General features: G+C 46.1%; 17 protein-coding genes. 2 read left to right on the top strand and 15 right to left on the bottom strand.

The features are described 5' to 3' along the window. The 3 genes from WMO62_RS05120 to WMO62_RS05110 all read right to left on the bottom strand — a co-directional run. Positions 1–1,141: RNA-guided endonuclease InsQ/TnpB family protein (locus tag WMO62_RS05120; RefSeq protein ID WP_349144029.1), on the bottom strand; the 1,141-nt coding region annotated here is incomplete at its 3' end. Further along, positions 1,074–1,676 (bottom strand): IS607 family transposase, encoded by a 603-nt coding sequence (locus WMO62_RS05115; protein WP_349144028.1) that lies wholly within the window; start codon positions 1,674–1,676, stop codon positions 1,074–1,076. The genes WMO62_RS05115 and WMO62_RS05120, both read right to left, overlap by 68 nt. Positions 1,677–1,706: 30 nt before the next feature. After that, on the bottom strand, positions 1,707–1,886 hold the full coding sequence (locus WMO62_RS05110) for a DUF6472 family protein (RefSeq protein WP_117498259.1): 180 nt from the start codon (positions 1,884–1,886) through the stop codon (positions 1,707–1,709). Positions 1,887–2,039: 153 nt separating this feature from the next. Between WMO62_RS05110 and WMO62_RS05105 the strand changes: the two genes are divergently transcribed. Next, positions 2,040–2,843, top strand: a complete 804-nt coding sequence (locus tag WMO62_RS05105; RefSeq protein ID WP_349144027.1) for an aldose 1-epimerase family protein — start codon at positions 2,040–2,042, stop codon at positions 2,841–2,843. A gap of 123 nt (positions 2,844–2,966) precedes the next feature. Here WMO62_RS05105 and WMO62_RS05100 read toward each other — a convergent pair whose 3' ends face one another. The 8 genes from WMO62_RS05100 to tgt all read right to left on the bottom strand — a co-directional run bounded on the left by WMO62_RS05100 (position 2,967) and on the right by tgt (position 12,614). Next, complete coding sequence (locus WMO62_RS05100; RefSeq protein WP_349144026.1) at positions 2,967–4,205, bottom strand: DUF1015 domain-containing protein; 1,239 nt, start codon at positions 4,203–4,205, stop codon at positions 2,967–2,969. Next, positions 4,205–5,368 (bottom strand): phosphoglycerate dehydrogenase, encoded by a 1,164-nt coding sequence (locus WMO62_RS05095; RefSeq protein WP_118439671.1) that lies wholly within the window; start codon positions 5,366–5,368, stop codon positions 4,205–4,207. The genes WMO62_RS05100 and WMO62_RS05095 overlap by 1 nt, the downstream gene beginning before the upstream one ends. A gap of 1 nt (position 5,369) precedes the next feature. Then, the gene (serC, locus tag WMO62_RS05090) at positions 5,370–6,452 is read right to left on the bottom strand and encodes a 3-phosphoserine/phosphohydroxythreonine transaminase (protein ID WP_118439673.1); all 1,083 of its coding nucleotides are present in this window, start codon (positions 6,450–6,452) and stop codon (positions 5,370–5,372) included. Positions 6,453–6,531: 79 nt separating this feature from the next. Beyond that, positions 6,532–8,217, bottom strand: a complete 1,686-nt coding sequence (gene ilvB, locus WMO62_RS05085; protein ID WP_349144025.1) for a biosynthetic-type acetolactate synthase large subunit — start codon at positions 8,215–8,217, stop codon at positions 6,532–6,534. A gap of 12 nt (positions 8,218–8,229) precedes the next feature. Next, positions 8,230–9,897 carry a dihydroxy-acid dehydratase gene (ilvD, locus tag WMO62_RS05080; RefSeq protein WP_349144024.1) on the bottom strand — a complete coding sequence of 556 codons (1,668 nt, stop codon included), beginning with the start codon at positions 9,895–9,897 and terminating at the stop codon, positions 8,230–8,232. An 88-nt stretch (positions 9,898–9,985) separates the two neighbouring features. After that, a complete protein-coding gene (gene leuB, locus WMO62_RS05075) occupies positions 9,986–11,068 on the bottom strand; it encodes a 3-isopropylmalate dehydrogenase (protein ID WP_117498246.1) in 1,083 nt (360 codons plus the stop codon). Positions 11,069–11,152: 84 nt separating this feature from the next. Further along, positions 11,153–11,446: a preprotein translocase subunit YajC gene (yajC, locus tag WMO62_RS05070; protein WP_117498245.1), complete on the bottom strand. Its 294-nt coding sequence runs from the start codon at positions 11,444–11,446 to the stop codon at positions 11,153–11,155. Between the two features lie 37 nt (positions 11,447–11,483). After that, positions 11,484–12,614 (bottom strand): tRNA guanosine(34) transglycosylase Tgt, encoded by a 1,131-nt coding sequence (tgt, locus tag WMO62_RS05065; protein WP_118511972.1) that lies wholly within the window; start codon positions 12,612–12,614, stop codon positions 11,484–11,486. A gap of 96 nt (positions 12,615–12,710) precedes the next feature. Here tgt and aroC point away from each other — a divergent pair, with 96 nt between their 5' ends. Beyond that, a complete protein-coding gene (gene aroC / locus WMO62_RS05060) occupies positions 12,711–13,814 on the top strand; it encodes a chorismate synthase (protein WP_349144023.1) in 1,104 nt (367 codons plus the stop codon). A 99-nt stretch (positions 13,815–13,913) separates the two neighbouring features. Here aroC and WMO62_RS05055 read toward each other — a convergent pair whose 3' ends face one another. The 4 genes from WMO62_RS05055 to WMO62_RS05040 all read right to left on the bottom strand — a co-directional run bounded on the left by WMO62_RS05055 (position 13,914) and on the right by WMO62_RS05040 (position 17,794). Continuing rightward, on the bottom strand, positions 13,914–14,852 hold the full coding sequence (locus tag WMO62_RS05055) for a transketolase family protein (RefSeq protein ID WP_349144022.1): 939 nt from the start codon (positions 14,850–14,852) through the stop codon (positions 13,914–13,916). Further along, a complete protein-coding gene (locus tag WMO62_RS05050; RefSeq protein WP_118511966.1) occupies positions 14,840–15,679 on the bottom strand; it encodes a transketolase in 840 nt (279 codons plus the stop codon). Before WMO62_RS05050 ends, WMO62_RS05055 begins: the two co-directional genes overlap by 13 nt. Before the next feature lie 147 nt (positions 15,680–15,826). Then, the gene (locus WMO62_RS05045; RefSeq protein WP_117498235.1) at positions 15,827–16,636 is read right to left on the bottom strand and encodes an MBL fold metallo-hydrolase; all 810 of its coding nucleotides are present in this window, start codon (positions 16,634–16,636) and stop codon (positions 15,827–15,829) included. A gap of 21 nt (positions 16,637–16,657) precedes the next feature. Next, on the bottom strand, positions 16,658–17,794 hold the full coding sequence (locus WMO62_RS05040) for a glycerate kinase (protein ID WP_147602121.1): 1,137 nt from the start codon (positions 17,792–17,794) through the stop codon (positions 16,658–16,660). Position 17,795 lies beyond the last annotated feature (1 nt).

Here is a 17,795-nt window from a genome sequence, read left to right as displayed (position 1 = left end):
TAGCATCTCTAAGATTAAGACTTGCATTGAAATCCCTGTCTTCGATATAACCACACGAACAACGGTATATTCTATCCAAAATTTTTAGATCCTTTTTGATAGTACCGCAACAGTGGCACATCTTTGATGATGGATACCATCTGTCTGTAACTCTTAACTCAACTCCATTTTCATCACATTTCGCTTTGAGTTTTATTCTAAATTCATAGAATTTTTGTGATGCAACGGCTTTTGAAAGATGCCTGTTCTTCATCATGCCTGATATGTTCAAGTCCTCGATCGTTATATATGATGGCTTGGTTTTCACTATCTCTGCGACCGTCTTATTGATGTAATCAGTACGGATATTGTCTATCTTATGATGAAGCTTCTGTACTTTGCGCTTTTGCTTTTGTATATTCTTTTGAGTGGACTCTCCTTTCTTTAAACTCTCATATTTGCGAGAGAGACATCTTTGTTCTCTACGCAGTTGCTTTTCAAGTCTCTTTACCCTTGCTGACTTATTGATATTTTTATAAGTTTTGCCATTAGAAACAATCGCAAGGTCTTTTAAGCCTAAGTCTATTCCGATGCCATCATTATTATTGTTATAAATAGTCTCATCAGGAACTTCTACAAGAGCTGATACATAGTATCTTCCTGCTCTGATCGAAACTGTACCGCTTTTGATTTTCCATCCGTCCTTAGTGGTTGGGATATAACCCTTTTCTTTAATGCGTACCCATCCCAGGGTCGGTATATTTAACCTGTGTCTTTCGCACCTGCAATCCTTCGAATTATTTTTTACGAAATACATTTTTACATCAGACTTTCCCTTCTTTTTGAAATTAGGAAAATCACTTTGATGTTTGAAAAATCTTGTGAATGCAGTACATCCATCTTCAATGGACTTCTTTACCGCTTTTGAATAAGCCTCTTTGATCCATGCTTTATCAAGATGGTTTGGAATATATTCATTATTAAGCCATACACTAAAACTCTTGCCTGTCATAAACTTCTTACCTTGATCATGTAAATTCCTGTTATGAGCAAGATAAAAATTATATACATATCTGCAAGTGCCAATAGTCTTGTTAATTTTGACTTTCTGCTCGACTGTCGGATTGATTTCCGTCTTGAAGCTCTTTAGCAATTTCTTCATCTCCTTCTATTTGCTTCTTATACTTACGAAATCCATACAATCTACAGGAAAACTCATGAAGAATTGAAACAATATCTTGTACGAGTTCTTCCTGAGGTGATAGTTCTTCGTTGTTTACTACCACTATGGTTGTGTTGAACTTCATACAAAATTTCTCAAACCAATCATAACCAAATCTGATAAATCTGTCCTTATGCGTGACTATGATCGTTTTGATTTTTCGTTCCATTACTTGATCCAATAGTTGATTCCAATTTTTTCGGTTGTAGTTAAGACCACTTCCATAATCTTCAATACACTGGTCTACAATCATTCCTCTGGCATTACAGAATTGACGTAAAAACGATATTTGATTCTGTAAATCATCCTTTTGGTTTCTTGTAGAAACTCTTGCATAAATAACAACTTCTCGATTGTCATTCTCTGTATTTATGCCTTTGAATTGAAGATATTGGTCGTAAGTATAATAACGCCTATCAGTTGGAGTTCGATTTGCTTTTAGAGTTCCTTCCCTGTCCCAACGTTGTAATGTCAATGTTTTTAATTACTTAGAATCTCTCCTTATCTACATCTGTTTTCTTACGATCAAATATTCATTATCCAACTGATAATAAGGGCATGAATCGGTGGAACCGCTTAAAAAGCGATACATCTCATCTTCATCCAGATCCATATCACATACATAGTATTCGTAATCTTCATCATATACATAATTTCTGCAGGTCTCGCAGCAGCTTGCTTCCATAGTTATCTCCTTGGATTGTAAATCATAATGCAGTAGCAGCTCGAAAATGCTTTGCATTTCCGAATTATATTAGTATATCACATTTCTTCTCAGTTGTCTCTTTTCATCCTCCATGTTATACTGAACTTAATATAATCATAGGGGGATATTCTCATGAACATTACGATTCAAAATGAATTTGCATCTGTCACCTGCCGAACCCTTGGCGCAGAGCTTCTTTCCTACAAGACTGCTGCAGGCAAGGAATATATGTGGCAGAAAGATCCGGCCTACTGGGCAAAGACTTCTCCGGTACTGTTTCCATATATCGGAGCTGTTCCGGAAACCGTTACGATCCATGGTGTTGACTACAAGATTCCGCGCCACGGCTTTGTAAAAGACACTGAATTTGAAGTTGCCGAAAAAGGTGATGACTATGTCATTCTCTCCACCGGAACCAATGACTATACCACATCTGTCTATCCATATGACTTCCGTTTCACTGTTACCTTCCGTCTGGATCAGGCAAAGCTTGTCGTTACTTACGGTGTAGAAAATAAGAGTGACAAAGAGATGCCGTTCCTGATTGGCGGACATCCTGCATTCTTCTGTCCTATGGAGGAAGGTGAACTGTTCACAGACTATATGCTCCGCTTCGAGGATGAAAATATTCCGGACCTGCACCTTCAGTATCCCATGTTTGACAACGATGCCATTCTCTATGAGAATCTGAAATCCCGCACGGTAAAACTGATCAGTTCCAGAACAGAAAAAGGCATCCAGTTTGATTTTCCTGGATATGAAAGCGTTGCTTTCTGGACCCCGATCAAAAAGGATGCCCCATTCCTCTGCATTGAGCCCTGGTGTGGTGGAACCATGGATCAGGTGTCTTGTACTGATATGCTTCAGAAAAAATACGTGCAGTATCTCTCCGCCGGACAGGCACGGGATTATGTATTTGCATTTAGGCCATGTTAATGACCATTCTTTGATTCAAAAAAGCTGCCATACGATCATTCTTTTGACGATCATATGGCAGCTTCTTTTCGCCACTCGCACTGAACAGGTCATGCTTGCTCTAGCTCTCTTGCGCTCATTATATTATCGCTCGATCTGATGAATAAACAGTCCGCTTCGAAGCTTCGGTTCGAACCAGGTAGATTTCGGCGGCATGAGAAGATCAGCGTCTGCTACTGCAAACAGCTCCTGAATGGAGGTTGGATACATGGCAAATGCTACTTCCATGTCGCTGTCTGCTCTTCGCTTCAGTTCTTCCAGACCCCGGATCCCACCGATAAAATCAATTCGCTTATCGGTTCTCGGGTCAACGATCCCCAGAACAGGAGTCAGCAGTTCTCTTTGAAGGAATGATACATCCAGCCCTTCCACCGGATCTGGATGGATGTAGGCGGACTTTGCTGTCAGCCCATACCAGCTGCCATGAAGGTACATGGTCACCTGACCCTTTTTCGCAGGCTTCGTCATCTCTCCCAACTTCTGGATCTCAAATTTTTCCGAAACCTTAGTGATGAACTCTGTCTCCGACAGACCGTTCAGATCTTTCACAACCCGATTGTAATCCATGATCATCAGTTCCTCTTCCGGGAACAGAACCGACAGAAAATAATTAAACTCTTCCGTTCCATCATAATCAGGATGTTCCGCTCTGCGCTTCAGTCCTACCTTTACCGCAGATGCTGCCCGGTGATGTCCATCTGCAATATAGATGCTGTCCACCTGCTGGAATGCCGTGTGGATCTTTTTCACCAGTTCCGGCTCTTCGATCTTCCATCCTGCATGATGGATGCCATCCTCAGAAGTAAAGGAAAATTCCGGTTGAGTGCTCTTTACGTTCTGTACCAGCGCACGGATCTCATCCTTTGCGCGATATGCCAGAAAGATCGGACCGGTCTGTGCACTGCACACATCTACATGTCGGATCCGGTCAGCCTCTTTTTCCGCTCTGGTATTCTCATGCTTCTTGATCACATGATTCTCATACTCATCAATCGATGCACATGCCACCAGTCCGGTCTGCGAACGTCCATCCATAGTCAGTTCATAGAGATAGTAGACCGGCTGCTCTTCTTTTGCATAGACCCCTGCCTGCTCTTGCTCTTCCAGTCTCTGTCTGGCTGCTTCATAGACTTCAGGAGCATACATATCCTGATCCGGAGCAAACATGGTCTCCGGCCGGTCAATATTTAAGAAAGACAGTGGTTTTCCCTCTACTGCCTGCCGTGCTTCTTCCCTGTTATACACATCATAAGGAAGTGCTGCCACCTGGGACACCACTTCTGCCGCCGGATGTACGCAGCAAAATGGTCTGATCTCTGCCATTATTTCATCACCCGTACTTTCAGAACTCCTTCAATCGCACGAAGCTTTTCAATCTCTGCATCATCAGCCATATGGCTTAAGTCAACCATTACATAGCCGTATTCACCTCTGGTCACGTTGGTCAGACGCTCAATGTTGATACCAAGCTCACCAAATGCAGAAGTAAATTTTGCCAGCATATTCGGAATATTTCGATGGATGATCGCCACACGCATAGCAGAAGTGCATACACCCATATCGCAGTTCGGATAGTTTACAGAGTTATGGATATTACCATTTTCCAGATAATCTCTTACCTCTTTCACTGCCATCACTGCACAGTTATCCTCAGATTCCTCGGTAGATGCACCCAGATGCGGGATCACGATGGCATTTTTCTGAGATGCCACATCGGAGTTCGGGAAATCTGTTACATATTTACGAATCCGATTGGTCTTCAGTGCTTCAACAATGGCTTTCTGGTCTACCAGCGGACCTCTTGCCAGGTTCAGGACAACTACGGATGGCTTCATCTGTGCGATTGCATCTGCTCCGATCATACCCTTGGTGCTGTCCATCAGCGGCACATGGATGGTAATATAATCACACTCTTTGTAAATATCATTTACATCGGTAATGTGCTTCACATCTCTGGAAAGCTTCCATGCGGCCTCTACAGAAATATACGGATCATATCCATACACTTCCATACCAAGAGCTGCTGCTGCGTTTGCCACCAGAATACCGATTGCTCCCAGACCGATCACACCCAGCTTTTTGCCAAGAAGCTCCGTTCCTGCAAACCGCTTCTTCTCTTTCTCAGCCATTTTCTCCAGATCTTCGTTCTGTCTCTCGGACCGTACCCAGTACATACCTCCTACGATATCTCTGGCTGCCAGCAGCATACCTGCGATCACCAGCTCTTTTACACCATTCGCATTGGCTCCTGGTGTATTAAATACAGCGATTCCCTGCTCAGAGCATTTTCCAAGAGGAATGTTATTGACGCCTGCTCCTGCTCTTCCAATCACGCAAAGCTTATCGGAGAATTCCATATCATGCATCACCGCACTTCTTACAAGGATTGCGTCTGCATCCTCCATCTTGTCTGTCTGTGCATAATTCCCGTCAAATTTTTTAAGTCCTACCTCTGCAATATTATTCAGGCAATGATACTGATACATTTTATTTGTTCTCCTCTTCAAATTTCTTCATAAATGCCACCAGGGCTTCCACACCTTCCTTCGGCATTGCATTGTAAATGCTGGCACGCATACCGCCTACGGTTCTGTGTCCTTTCAGATTCACAAGACCTGCTGCTGTTGCTTCTTTTACAAATTTTGCATCCAGATCCTTATCTCCGGTCACAAATGGCACGTTCATCAAAGAACGGTCTTCCTTGCGGACGGTTCCTCGGAACATGCTGCTGGAATCCAGATAATCATAGAGAAGAGCTGCTTTTTCTTCGTTGCGCTGCTTCATAACCTCAAGACCGCCCATCTTCTTCAGCCATTTGAACACTTTACCACATACATAGATGCAGAAACAGTTGGGTGTATTGTATAAAGAACCGGCATCTGCCTGGGTCTTGTATTTCATAATGGTAGGAGTTCCCGGAAGTACATCATCGCGGATCAGATCCTCACGGATCACGGCGATCACCATACCTGCAGGTCCGATATTCTTCTGAACACCGCCGTAGAACATGCCGTATCTGGTCACATCCATGGGCTCAGACAGGAAGCAGGAAGACACATCTGCTACCAGCTCTTTTCCTTTGGTGTTCGGAAGGGTCTTAAATTTGGTTCCATAAATGGTATTATTTTCACAAATATATACATAGTCTGCATTTTCACTGATAGGCAGATCTGAACAATCAGGAATGTAGGAGAATGTCTGATCCTCACTGGATGCGATCTTGTTGGCAGTTCCGTATTTCTGTGCCTCAGCATAAGCTTTTTTTGCCCACTGACCGGTCACGATATAATCTGCCACTCCGTTTTTCATCAGATTCATAGGCACTGCTGCGAATTGATGGTGCGCTCCACCTGACAGGAACAGTACCTTGTAATTATCCGGAATCTTCAGAAGCTCACGGAAATCTTTCTCCGCTGTCTCAAGAATCTCTTCAAAGGCTTTGGATCGATGACTCATCTCCATAACGGACATTCCGGTACCGTTATAATCCATCATCTCTGCTGCCACTTCTTGCAGGACTTCTTCCGGCAGTACTGCCGGTCCTGCGGAAAAATTGTAAACTCTGCTCATTTTCATACACTCCTCTACTCATCTTGTCTATGTAGACGACAAAGGAAAGGCACTTTATACAAGCACCCTCCCCCCTCTGTTACATCTCTTTTTTCTTCAGATCATCCTCATCAAACGCATCCTCGATAGCTGCCCCCGCAGGTACCATAGGGAATACTTTGTCATCACAGTCGATCTGGCAGTCCAGAAGTACCGGTCCACCATGTGCGATTGCTTCTTCCAGTGCCGGTCCGACTTCTTCTTTTTTCGTTACGCGGATTCCTTTGCAGCCGAGTGCTTCAGCTACTTTTACAAAATCCACTTTATCATTCAATACGGTTGCAGAATATCTTCCGCCGTAGAACAGGGTCTGCCACTGACGTACCATTCCTAGTACATGATTGTTGATGACAACCTCAATGACTGGAATATTGTAACGGGATGCCGTTGCAAGTTCATTCATATTCATACGGAAACAGCCATCACCTGCAATATTGATGACCGTTTTATCCGGTCTTGCAGTCTTTGCTCCCAAAGCTGCGCCAAGGCCGTATCCCATCGTTCCCAGTCCACCAGAAGTCAGAAGCTGCCGCGGCTTGCTGTATTTATAATACTGTGCTGCCCACATCTGATGCTGGCCAACCTCAGTGGTGATGATCGCATCACCTTTGGTCACACGGTAGATCTCTTCTACCACATACGGTCCTGTCAGGCCATCCAGATTGTATTTCAGCGGGAATTTCAGCTTCAGTTCTTCAATATGCTCTACCCACTCTTTGTGGTCATACTGACCGATCATCGGATTGAGGCGCTTCAGTACTTCCTTCACATCGCCGATCACACTGGCTGTGGTTCTGATATTCTTGTCGATCTCTGCCGGATCTACATCGATCTGCAGCACCTTGGCATTCTGTGCAAATTTTGCCGCATTACCAAATACACGATCGCTGAAACGGGTACCTATCGCAATCAGAAGATCGCAGTGAGTTACACCAAAGTTTGCATATTTGGTTCCATGCATACCCAGCATACCTGCATACAGCGGATGTTCTCCGGAAAATGCTCCTTTACCCATTAAAGTGTCACATACCGGCGCATTGATTTTCTCTGCAAACTCCAGTAATTCTTCACTTGCATCTGCTGCGATCGCACCACCGCCCACAAAAATCATCGGTCTCTTTGCTTCTTTGATAAGCTCTGCAGCCGTATGCAGATCTTCGTCTGTGATCGCTGCAGTATCCGGAAGGATCACATCCGGCACCTGCTGAATATATTCGGTAGTATTCGCAGTCGCATCCTTGGTAATATCCACCAGAACCGGGCCTGGGCGTCCGCTCTTTGCAATGCTGAATGCACGGCGGATCACTTTTGCCAGATCTCTGACGTCTTTAACAATAAAACTGTACTTGGTGATCGGCATAACCACACCGGCAATGTCGATCTCCTGGAAACTGTCTTTTCCAAGCAGGCTGGTACCTACGTTACAGGTGATTGCAACCATCGGAATGGAATCCATATAAGCAGTTGCAATACCGGTCACCAGATTGGTGGCACCAGGACCGGAGGTTGCGATACATACGCCCACTTTACCGGTTGCTCTTGCATAACCGTCTGCCGCATGAGAAGCCCCCTGCTCATGAGAAGTCAGAATATGTCTGATCTCATCCGCATGTTTATATAATGCATCATATATGTTCAGGATCGCGCCGCCCGGATATCCGAACACCGTGTCCACACCCTGCTCTTTCAAGCAGGCAACTACAATTTCCGCTCCAGTCAATACCATAACTTTCTCCCCCTAGTCCTGAATCTCAAGAATTGCTCCACGATTTCCGGATGTTACCAGATGTGCGTAACGAGCCAGATAGCCTGTGGTCACTTTTGGCTGTCTTGGCTGCCATTTTGCACGTCTTGCTGCCATCTCTTCGTCAGAAATATCTACGTTCAGCGAATTTTCCGGAATATTGATCTTGATGATATCGCCCTCTTCTACCAGTGCGATCGGACCGCCAACTGCTGCCTCCGGTGATACATGACCGATGGAAGCTCCACGGCTTGCTCCACTGAAACGTCCGTCTGTGATCAGTGCAACGGAAGAGCCCAGTCCCATTCCTGCAATTGCGGAAGTCGGGTTCAGCATCTCTCTCATGCCCGGGCCGCCTTTTGGTCCCTCATAACGGATCACAACAACATCTCCTGCAACGATCTTGCCGCCTTTGATGGCTGCGATTGCATCTTCCTCACAATCAAAGACTCTTGCAGGACCTTCATGTACCAGCATCTCCGGAGCAACTGCAGAACGTTTTACAACGCCGGTGTCCGGTGCCAGATTTCCTTTCAGGATCGCAAGTCCGCCAGTCTGGCTGTACGGATTCTCTACCGGACGGATAACCTCCGGATTCTTGTTATAGCATTTCTCAATATTTTCACCAACTGTCTTACCTGTCACTGTCATACAATCCAGGTTCAGCAGATGCTTCTTGTTCAGTTCGTTCATAACTGCATAGACACCGCCTGCCTCATTCAGATCTTCTATGTAGGTCGGACCTGCAGGTGCCAGATGGCACAGATTCGGAGTCTTGGCACTGATCTCATTAACCAGTTCCATGTCAAGCTCTACGCCTGCCTCATGAGCGATTGCCGGAAGATGCAGCATACTGTTGGTGGAACATCCCAGTGCCATATCTACAGTCAGAGCGTTCAGGAATGCCTCTTTTGTCATAATATCTCTCGGACGGATATTTCTCCGAAGCATCTCCATTACCTGCATACCCGCTTTCTTCGCCAGCTTGATACGTTCGGAATATACTGCCGGAATGGTTCCATTACCCTGAAGTCCCATACCAAGAACCTCTGTCAGACAGTTCATACTGTTGGCCGTGTACATACCTGAACAGGATCCGCAGGTCGGGCAGACTTTTGCTTCAAACTCTTTGACATCCTCTTCTGTCATAGTTCCTGCTGCGTAGGAACCAACTGCCTCGAACATACTGGAAAGGCTTCTCTTCTGTCCTTTTACATGTCCTGCAAGCATCGGGCCGCCGCTTACAAATACAGTCGGTACATTGACTCTGGCTGCTGCCATCAGAAGTCCCGGTACATTCTTATCACAGTTCGGCACCATAACCAGTGCATCGAACTGGTGAGCCATTGCCATAGCCTCTGTAGAATCTGCGATCAGATCACGGGTCACCAGAGAATATTTCATACCGGTATGTCCCATAGCGATACCATCACATACGGCGATAGCCGGGAACATGATCGGTGTTCCTCCTGCCATTGCAACTCCCATCTTTACTGCCTGCACGATCTTATCCAGGTTCATATGTCCCGGTACGATCTCATTGTAAGAGCTGACAATTCCGACCAGCGGTCTGTTCATCTCTTCTTCTGTCAGTCCCAGTGCATTGAACAGAGACCGGTGCGGTGCCTGCTGCATGCCTTTCTTTACTGCATCACTTCTCATGATAATTCCTCCTGTTGTATATAAAATGTGTGTTTGCTGTTCAAAGCCTCATGTTTGCGAATATGGTTCTGAACAGATATTTGTCTTCTTATACTCTCTCTGCGATCAGAGTACCCATCTCTACGGTTCCTACCTGGCTGCAGCCTTCTGCCATAATATCGCCGGTGCGATATCCCTCTTTCAGAACCTGACGGACAGCCGCCTCCACAGCATCTGCCTCCGCATCCAGATCCAGCGAGTAACGAAGCATCATCGCTGCGGAAAGGATGGTTGCGATCGGATTAGCCTTATTCTGTCCGGCAATATCCGGTGCTGATCCGTGGCTCGGCTCATAGAGACCGAATTTTGTCTCATTAAGACTTGCACTTGACAACATTCCGATGGATCCGGTCACCATAGAAGCTTCATCTGATAAAATATCACCAAACATGTTCTCAGTCAGGATCACATCAAACTGTGCCGGATTCATCACCAGCTGCATTGCACAGTTGTCAACATACATATGGGAAAGTGTTACCTCCGGGTAATCTTTCGCCACTTCTTCCACGACCTGTCTCCACAGTCTGGAAGAATCCAGTACATTCGCCTTATCTACGCTGCAGACCTTTTTATTTCTCTTCATTGCGATATCAAAAGCTCTCTTTGCGATCCGGCGGATCTCATTTTCATTATATGTAAGCGTATCGGTAGCAGTTCTTACCCCGTCTACTTCTTCTGTCTTTCTTGCGCCGAAGTACAGTCCTCCGGTCAGCTCTCTCATGATCAACATATCAAATCCGGCTGCACTGATATCCTCACGAAGCGGGCATGCACTGCGAAGCTCATCATAGAGATAAGCCGGTCTCAGATTTGCAAACAGGTTCAAAGCCTTTCTGATTCCCAGCAGTCCTGCCTCCGGACGTCTGGACGGCTCCAGCTGATACCATGGAGAAGTCTTTGCATCACCACCAATGGAACCCATCAGAACTGCATCACATTTCTTTGCCTGTTCTATAGTCTCTTCGGTCAGCGGCACACCATGTACATCAATGGATGCTCCTCCCAGGAGAAGATCAGTATAGTCGAACTCGTGTCCGTATTTTTTACACACCGCGTCCAATACCTTGCGGGCTTCTCTTACGATCTCCGGGCCAATTCCATCACCGGAAATCACTCCAATCTTATAATTCATCTCATGTCTCCTCTTTTACACGGGCCTTGACAGTTTGCAGAAAAGGGGCGGAAGTAGTCTCCCGCCCCTTTTGGCATCTTTGCCTTAGTCTTGTTTTTCCACTTCCTGGATAGCCGACTTCTTCATTGGAATACGGCAGTTGCGGTTGCTTCCGAACTCTACGATCACATCATCATCAGTAATGTCAATGAGCACACCATAAAATCCACTCGTGGTAACAACCACATCGCCAACCTCCATTGCTGAAAGCATGGCAGCTACTCTCTTCTGCTCTTTTTTCTGCGGTCTCCACATCATAAAATACATGATTGCGAACAATGCTACGATCCAAATGAGCATTACCGTTGTCTGCGCAGAACCTGTTGCGGTTAATAACATATCTGTTTCCTCCTAGAAAAATAACCTATCGTCTATTTTACACAATATTTTGCATTCCGTCAAGTTTCTGCTTCTTATATTCCTGATATCTTCCCTGCTCGATGGCCTCACGGATCTCCTCCATCATATGATTGTAAAAATACAGATTATGAAGCACACACAGGCGCATGCCAAGCATCTCTTTTGCCTTCAGAAGATGGCGGATATATGCTCTGCTGTAACGACGGCAGGCCGGGCACTGACAGCCTTCCTCGATAGGGTCCTCATCCAGCTCGTATTTGGCATTAAACAGATTCAGCTTCCCATGATTGGTATAGACATGTCCATGACGTCCGTTACGGCTTGGATATACACAGTCAAAGAAATCCACACCTCGTTCCACTGCTTCCAGAATGTTTGCAGGTGTTCCCACACCCATAAGGTATGTCGGTTTTTCTACCGGCAGATACGGTATCACCGCTTCAATGATCCGGTACATCTCTTCATGGCTCTCACCCACTGCCAGTCCGCCGATGGCATATCCAGGCAGATCCATCTCTGTAATCTGCTTTGCATGCTCGATGCGGATATCCTCGAAGATTGCACCCTGATTGATTCCAAACAGCAGCTGGTTCTTATTGATGGTATCTTCCAGACTGTTCAGCCGATCCATCTCTGTCTTACAACGCTTCAGCCAGCGAACGGTACGGTCCACCGAATCCTGCACATATTTTCTGTCTGCAAGGCTTGGCGGACACTCATCAAATGCCATGGCAATGGTAGAAGCCAGATTAGACTGGATCTGCATACTCTCTTCCGGACCCATGAAAATCTTTCTTCCATCGATATGTGAGTTGAAACATACTCCTTCTTCCTTGATCTTACGAAGCCCTGCCAGGGAAAATACCTGAAATCCACCGGAATCGGTCAGAATTGGTTTGTTCCATGACATGAATTTATGAAGTCCTCCCATCTTTTTAACGACTTCATCACCAGGTCTTACATGCAGATGATAGGTATTGGACAGTTCCACCTGGGTTCCGATCTCTTCCAGATCCTCCGTAGACACTGCACCCTTAATTGCTGCTGCCGTTCCCACATTCATGAATACCGGTGTCTGGATCACTCCATGTACGGTATGAAATTCCCCTCGTTTTGCATCTCCATCTTTTTTCAGTAATTTATACAAAGTTCCTCATCCTCCATTTAGTCTTTACAGATGAAAGTATATTCTATATACTTGGATTTAGTCAATCCAAATATACAGAACAGGAGTATTTTACCTATGGCAGGTTCCACTTTTGGCAATATTTTTTCTATCACGACCTGGGGTGAATCCCACGGCAAAGGCATCGGCGTAGTAATCGATGGCTGTCCGGCCGGACTTTCTCTCACCGAAGAAGATATTCAGGTCTACTTAAACCGCAGAAAACCGGGACAGTCCCGTTTCACCACTCCCCGTAAGGAGGATGATACCGTTGAGATTCTGTCCGGCGTCTTTGACGGACGCACTACCGGTACGCCTATCTCTTTGATGGTTCGAAATACATCCCAGCGTTCCAAAGATTACAGTGAGATTGCATCCTACTATCGTCCTGGACACGCAGACTATACCTACGACTGCAAATACGGATTTCGTGATTACACCGGCGGTGGACGTTCTTCCGGGCGTGAGACCATTGGCCGTGTGGCCGCAGGTGCAGTCGCTGCAAAGCTTTTACAGGAGCTTGGCATCACTGTCACTGCTTATACCCGCTCCATCGGACCGGTACAGATCAACGAGAGCCGCTTTGATCTCTCAGAGATGGAACGCAATGCCGTCAATATGCCCGACGCAGAAGCAGCTGAACAGGCGATGGCTTATCTGGATGCCTGCCGTACAAAAGAAGATTCCTGCGGCGGTGTGGTGGAATGTGTGGTCAAGGGCGTCCCTGCAGGTGTGGGCGATCCCTGCTTTGATAAATTAAGCGCAAACCTGGCAAAAGCCATCTGTTCCATCGGCGCAGTCAAGGGCTTTGAGATCGGTGATGGATTTCTAGCTGCCAGAAGCTGCGGCAGTGAGAACAACGATGCCTTCTATATGAAGGAAGATGGATCTGTCGGCAAGAAAACCAACCATGCCGGTGGTATCCTGGGCGGCATCAGTGACGGAAGCGACATTATCTTCCGGGCAGCCTTCAAACCGACGCCATCCATCAGCGCTCTGCAGCACACGGTCAACAAAACCGGGGAAGACATTGAAGTCTCTATCCATGGCCGCCACGATCCTATCATCGTGCCCCGCGCAGTGGTGGTTGTCGAATGCATGGCTGCTATTACGGTTCTGGACGGACTGCTGACTGCCATGACTTCCCGTGTGGATCTTATCAAAGAATTCTGGGGCAGATAATGTTCCGGTAATTTCCCGACAGCAAAAAAGATCCCGCCGGATCTTCACTTTTCAGTGAATCCTGCGGGATCTTTTTTATCTTCGATTCAGAACTTCAGCTTACAGAAATGCTTTTACTTTCTCGTAAATGCTCTTTCCATCCAGACCATAGTACTCGATCAGAGCTTTTGCCGGACCGGACTGTCCGAACTTGTCCATCATACCGATACGAAGCATCTTGGTCGGAGCTTCCTCAGAAAGAGCCTCAGCAACAGCTCCACCAAGTCCACCGATAACAGAATGCTCTTCTACGGTTACAACTTTGCCAGTCTTCTTTGCAGATGCAACTACCAGCTCTTTGTCAAGCGGTTTGATGGTATGGATATTGATCACCTCAGCAGAGATACCGTCAGCCTCAAGAAGCTTAGCAGCCTCAAGGCTTTCATTTACCTCAAGTCCGGTAGCGATGATGGTTACATCTTTACCTTCTTTCAGGGTAATTCCTTTACCAATTTCAAATTTATAATTAGCTTCATCATTGATTACCGGAACTGCCAGACGGCCAAATCTCATATAAACCGGTCCAACATACTCAGCAGCAGCTTTTACAGCAGCTCTTGCTTCCACATCATCTGCCGGGCAGATAATGGTCATTCCCGGAATTGTACGCATAATAGCGATATCCTCGTTACACTGATGAGTAGCTCCATCCTCACCTACAGAGATACCGGCATGAGTAGCACCGATCTTAACGTTCAGGTGCGGATATCCGATAGAGTTACGAATCTGCTCAAATGCTCTTCCTGCTGCGAACATAGCAAAAGAAGAAGCGAACGGGATCTTTCCGCAGGTAGCAAGTCCTGCTGCTACTCCCATCATATTTCCCTCAGCGATACCACAGTCAATGTGACGCTCCGGGAATGCTTTTTTGAAAATACCAGTCTTAGTAGCTCCTGCAAGGTCTGCATCAAGTACGACAATATTCGGATTCTGTGCGCCAAGCTCTGCCAGAGCGTTACCGTAGCTTTCTCTCGTTGCGATCTTCTTTACTTCTGACATAATGCTTCACCTACTTTCTCCAAATCTGCCATTGCTACTGCATACTGCTCATCGTTCGGAGCAGTTCCATGCCAGGATGCCTGGTTCTCCATGAAGGATACGCCTTTACCTTTTACAGTCTTGGCGATAATAGCAGTCGGCTGTCCTTTTACAGTCTTAGCTTCCTCAAAAGCAGCTCTTAACTGATCCATGTCATTACCGTCAGCAACGTTGATTACATGGAAGTTAAATGCCTCGAATTTCTTATCGATCGGATACGGAGAGTTCACATCTTCGATTCTTCCATCGATCTGAAGACCGTTGTTGTCAACGATCACTACCAGGTTGTCCAGATGACGATGTGCAGCCAGCATGGAAGCTTCCCATACCTGCCCTTCCTGAATCTCGCCATCACCCAGCAGGGTATATACACGATAAGATTTGTTGTCCAGTTTTCCGGCAATTGCCATACCAACTGCTGCGGAGATTCCCTGTCCCAGAGATCCTGAAGACATATCAATGCCCGGAAGATCCTGCATACACGGATGTCCCTGCAGACGGCTGTCTACATGACGAAGAGTCAGAAGCTCCTCAACCGGAAAATAACCTCTCTGAGCCATTGCACTGTAATAACCCGGAGCGGTATGTCCTTTAGAAAGAACAAAACGGTCTCTGTCCGGATCAGTCGGGTTCTTCGGGTCAATGTTCATCTCTTCAAAATAGAGATAGGTAAAAATGTCTGCTGCAGATAAAGATCCGCCTGGATGTCCGGCTTTTGCACTATGTACACCGGTAACGATTCCTTTGCGGACTTCATTTGCGATTTTCTGTAACTCTAAAGTCTGCATAATTCATTTCCTTTCTATCCTAAAATAATACGTTTATATAGTACCATATTTTTTGCTTTTTTCAAGCGAATGTTTTCTCTGTCTTTTAAGGGCAGACTGCACAAGAGGGAGACAGTTCCTAAGAACCTCCCCTCTCATACACATGGCTTATAATACGATCCGTTCCAGATCGTCCGGTACGATCAGATTGCCGTGATAATAAAGGCTTCCTTCTGCTGTATACAGCTCTCGTCTGTTTGCCAGATTCTTGTCCTCTGTATGATAGAGGATTAGATTCTTAGCTCCCAGCTTCTCCCCATTCTCACAGGCTTCCTTTACCGTCGTATGATGCTTTTCATAAGGCTTATACTTGTCCCGATCCGCATACAGGCAAAATGCCTCATGCAATAACCAGTCCGCATCCTTCGCATAGACTTCTTCGTGTTCCTGATAGGGCTCATCTCCAAGGAAGGTGAATTTCTTTCCATTTTTCAGGTTCATAGTGAAGCCGAACTGCTTTGCCTTTGTAGAATGAATATCGAAAAAGGTCACATGATACCCCAGGATGTCTCTCTCTTCGTTGTCTTCCACCGGATGAATGAAGATCCGTTCTCCGATCATGTTAAAAAATTTCGCCTGAACGGTCAGTCTGGTAATCGTCAGGATAATTTCTTTCAGATCGGCATGGCAGTAAATGTTCAGATTGCCTTCATATTGACCCTTCTTCATCTTTGTTGCGATCATTCTGATCAGCCAGATCAGTCCCAGTAAGTGATCGGTATGTTCGTGGCTCATAAAGATCTCGTGGATAGATTCCATAGGGATCCCCGCTTTTTCAAGCTGAGTCATGATACCATTACCACCTCCTGTATCCACCAGAAAATATTCCTCTCCGGTTTTAATCGCAAAGCAGGTGTTGAAGCATTTGGTTACTGTTGCGTTGCCAGTTCCCAAAAGGATCAATGTTTCATCCGTCATGTGTATCTCTCTTTCTCTTTCTTATTTTACAGCTGCTACCAGGCGCATTACCTGCTCCGTGGTCTCAACCATATTCTTTCTTGCCGTTGCCGGATCCATGGCCTCGTCAAGTGTCACTACCTGGCGGAGAATCGGAAAATAAGCATCAATTCCCTGTTCGTTGCACTCCTGTGCCCCTTCGATCACTGCTCCCGCAAGAGCAATCACCTTTGCACCGTGCTTTTTCGCCATTTTTGCAATGCCCACCGGTGCTTTTCCCATGGCTGTCTGATAATCCAGACGACCCTCTCCGGTAAATACCAGATCTGCACCTTCCATTGCTTTATCCATCTCCACTGCATTCAGTACCAGTTCGATACCTGGAAGAAGCTCTCCGCTTAAGAAACTTAAGAATGCAAATCCAAGTCCTCCGGCTGCACCGGCACCTGGTGTCTTCGCATAATCAGTTCCATTGTAAGCTTTTACTACCTGTGCATAAGCACCCATAGCATGGTCAAGCTCATCCCGAAGTTCTACAGTCACACCTTTCTGCGGACCATAGATATAAGTAGAACCATTCTCTCCACAGAGAGGATTGGTCACATCGCATGCAATGCGGAAATGACAGTCTTTTAATTCCGGCATCACTTTATCATCGCAGATTTTTGCAACTTTGTAAAGTGCTCCTGCTCCGATTCCTGCCGGTTTTCCTTCAGCATCCAGGAACTCATATCCCAATGCTGTCAGCATTCCGATACCACCATCATTGGTGGCACTTCCGCCGATTCCAATAATAAATTCTCTGCAGCCTCTGGTAATGGCATCACGGATCATCTCACCGACACCATACGTGGTTGCATCTAACGGACGCTTGTCTTTGCCAACCAGGATAATACCTGCAGCTGCAGCCATCTCCATGATTGCCGTATTTGACTCCCTGATCACTCCGTAAGCAGCATTCACCGGTGTCTCCAGCGGCCCATGTACCTGCACCTGTACCATATCGCCGCCAAGACCTTCTACCAGAGCCTCCGTTGTTCCTTCTCCGCCGTCAGCCAGCGGCTTTACCAGCACTTTTGTCTCCGGCAGAACATTGCGGATTCCCTGTTCGATCGCATGTCCCGCTTCCATGGAGCTTAAGCTTCCTTTCAGAGAGTCAATCGCAATTACTATCTTCATA

Source organism: Hominiventricola aquisgranensis (genome assembly GCF_040096225.1).
Taxonomy (GTDB): Bacteria; Bacillota; Clostridia; order Lachnospirales; family Lachnospiraceae; genus Hominiventricola; species Hominiventricola aquisgranensis.
Note: the sequence above shows the minus strand (reverse complement) of the source record. Positions and strands in the feature narration are given on the sequence as shown.

Excerpts from the sequence above, each read along its gene's own strand:
- WMO62_RS05110 (WP_117498259.1), bottom strand. The coding sequence starts at position 1,886 with ATGGAAGCAAGCTGCTGCGAGACCTGCAGAAATTATGTATATGATGAA.
- WMO62_RS05105 (WP_349144027.1), top strand. The coding sequence starts at position 2,040 with ATGAACATTACGATTCAAAATGAATTTGCATCTGTCACCTGCCGAACC.
- WMO62_RS05100 (WP_349144026.1), bottom strand. The coding sequence starts at position 4,205 with ATGGCAGAGATCAGACCATTTTGCTGCGTACATCCGGCGGCAGAAGTG.
- WMO62_RS05095 (WP_118439671.1), bottom strand. The coding sequence starts at position 5,368 with ATGTATCAGTATCATTGCCTGAATAATATTGCAGAGGTAGGACTTAAA.
- serC (WP_118439673.1), bottom strand. The coding sequence starts at position 6,452 with ATGAGCAGAGTTTACAATTTTTCCGCAGGACCGGCAGTACTGCCGGAA.
- ilvB (WP_349144025.1), bottom strand. The coding sequence starts at position 8,217 with ATGGTATTGACTGGAGCGGAAATTGTAGTTGCCTGCTTGAAAGAGCAG.
- ilvD (WP_349144024.1), bottom strand. The coding sequence starts at position 9,897 with ATGAGAAGTGATGCAGTAAAGAAAGGCATGCAGCAGGCACCGCACCGG.
- leuB (WP_117498246.1), bottom strand. The coding sequence starts at position 11,068 with ATGAATTATAAGATTGGAGTGATTTCCGGTGATGGAATTGGCCCGGAG.
- yajC (WP_117498245.1), bottom strand. The coding sequence starts at position 11,446 with ATGTTATTAACCGCAACAGGTTCTGCGCAGACAACGGTAATGCTCATT.
- aroC (WP_349144023.1), top strand. The coding sequence starts at position 12,711 with ATGGCAGGTTCCACTTTTGGCAATATTTTTTCTATCACGACCTGGGGT.
- WMO62_RS05055 (WP_349144022.1), bottom strand. The coding sequence starts at position 14,852 with ATGTCAGAAGTAAAGAAGATCGCAACGAGAGAAAGCTACGGTAACGCT.
- WMO62_RS05050 (WP_118511966.1), bottom strand. The coding sequence starts at position 15,679 with ATGCAGACTTTAGAGTTACAGAAAATCGCAAATGAAGTCCGCAAAGGA.
- WMO62_RS05045 (WP_117498235.1), bottom strand. The coding sequence starts at position 16,636 with ATGACGGATGAAACATTGATCCTTTTGGGAACTGGCAACGCAACAGTA.
- WMO62_RS05040 (WP_147602121.1), bottom strand. The coding sequence starts at position 17,794 with ATGAAGATAGTAATTGCGATTGACTCTCTGAAAGGAAGCTTAAGCTCC.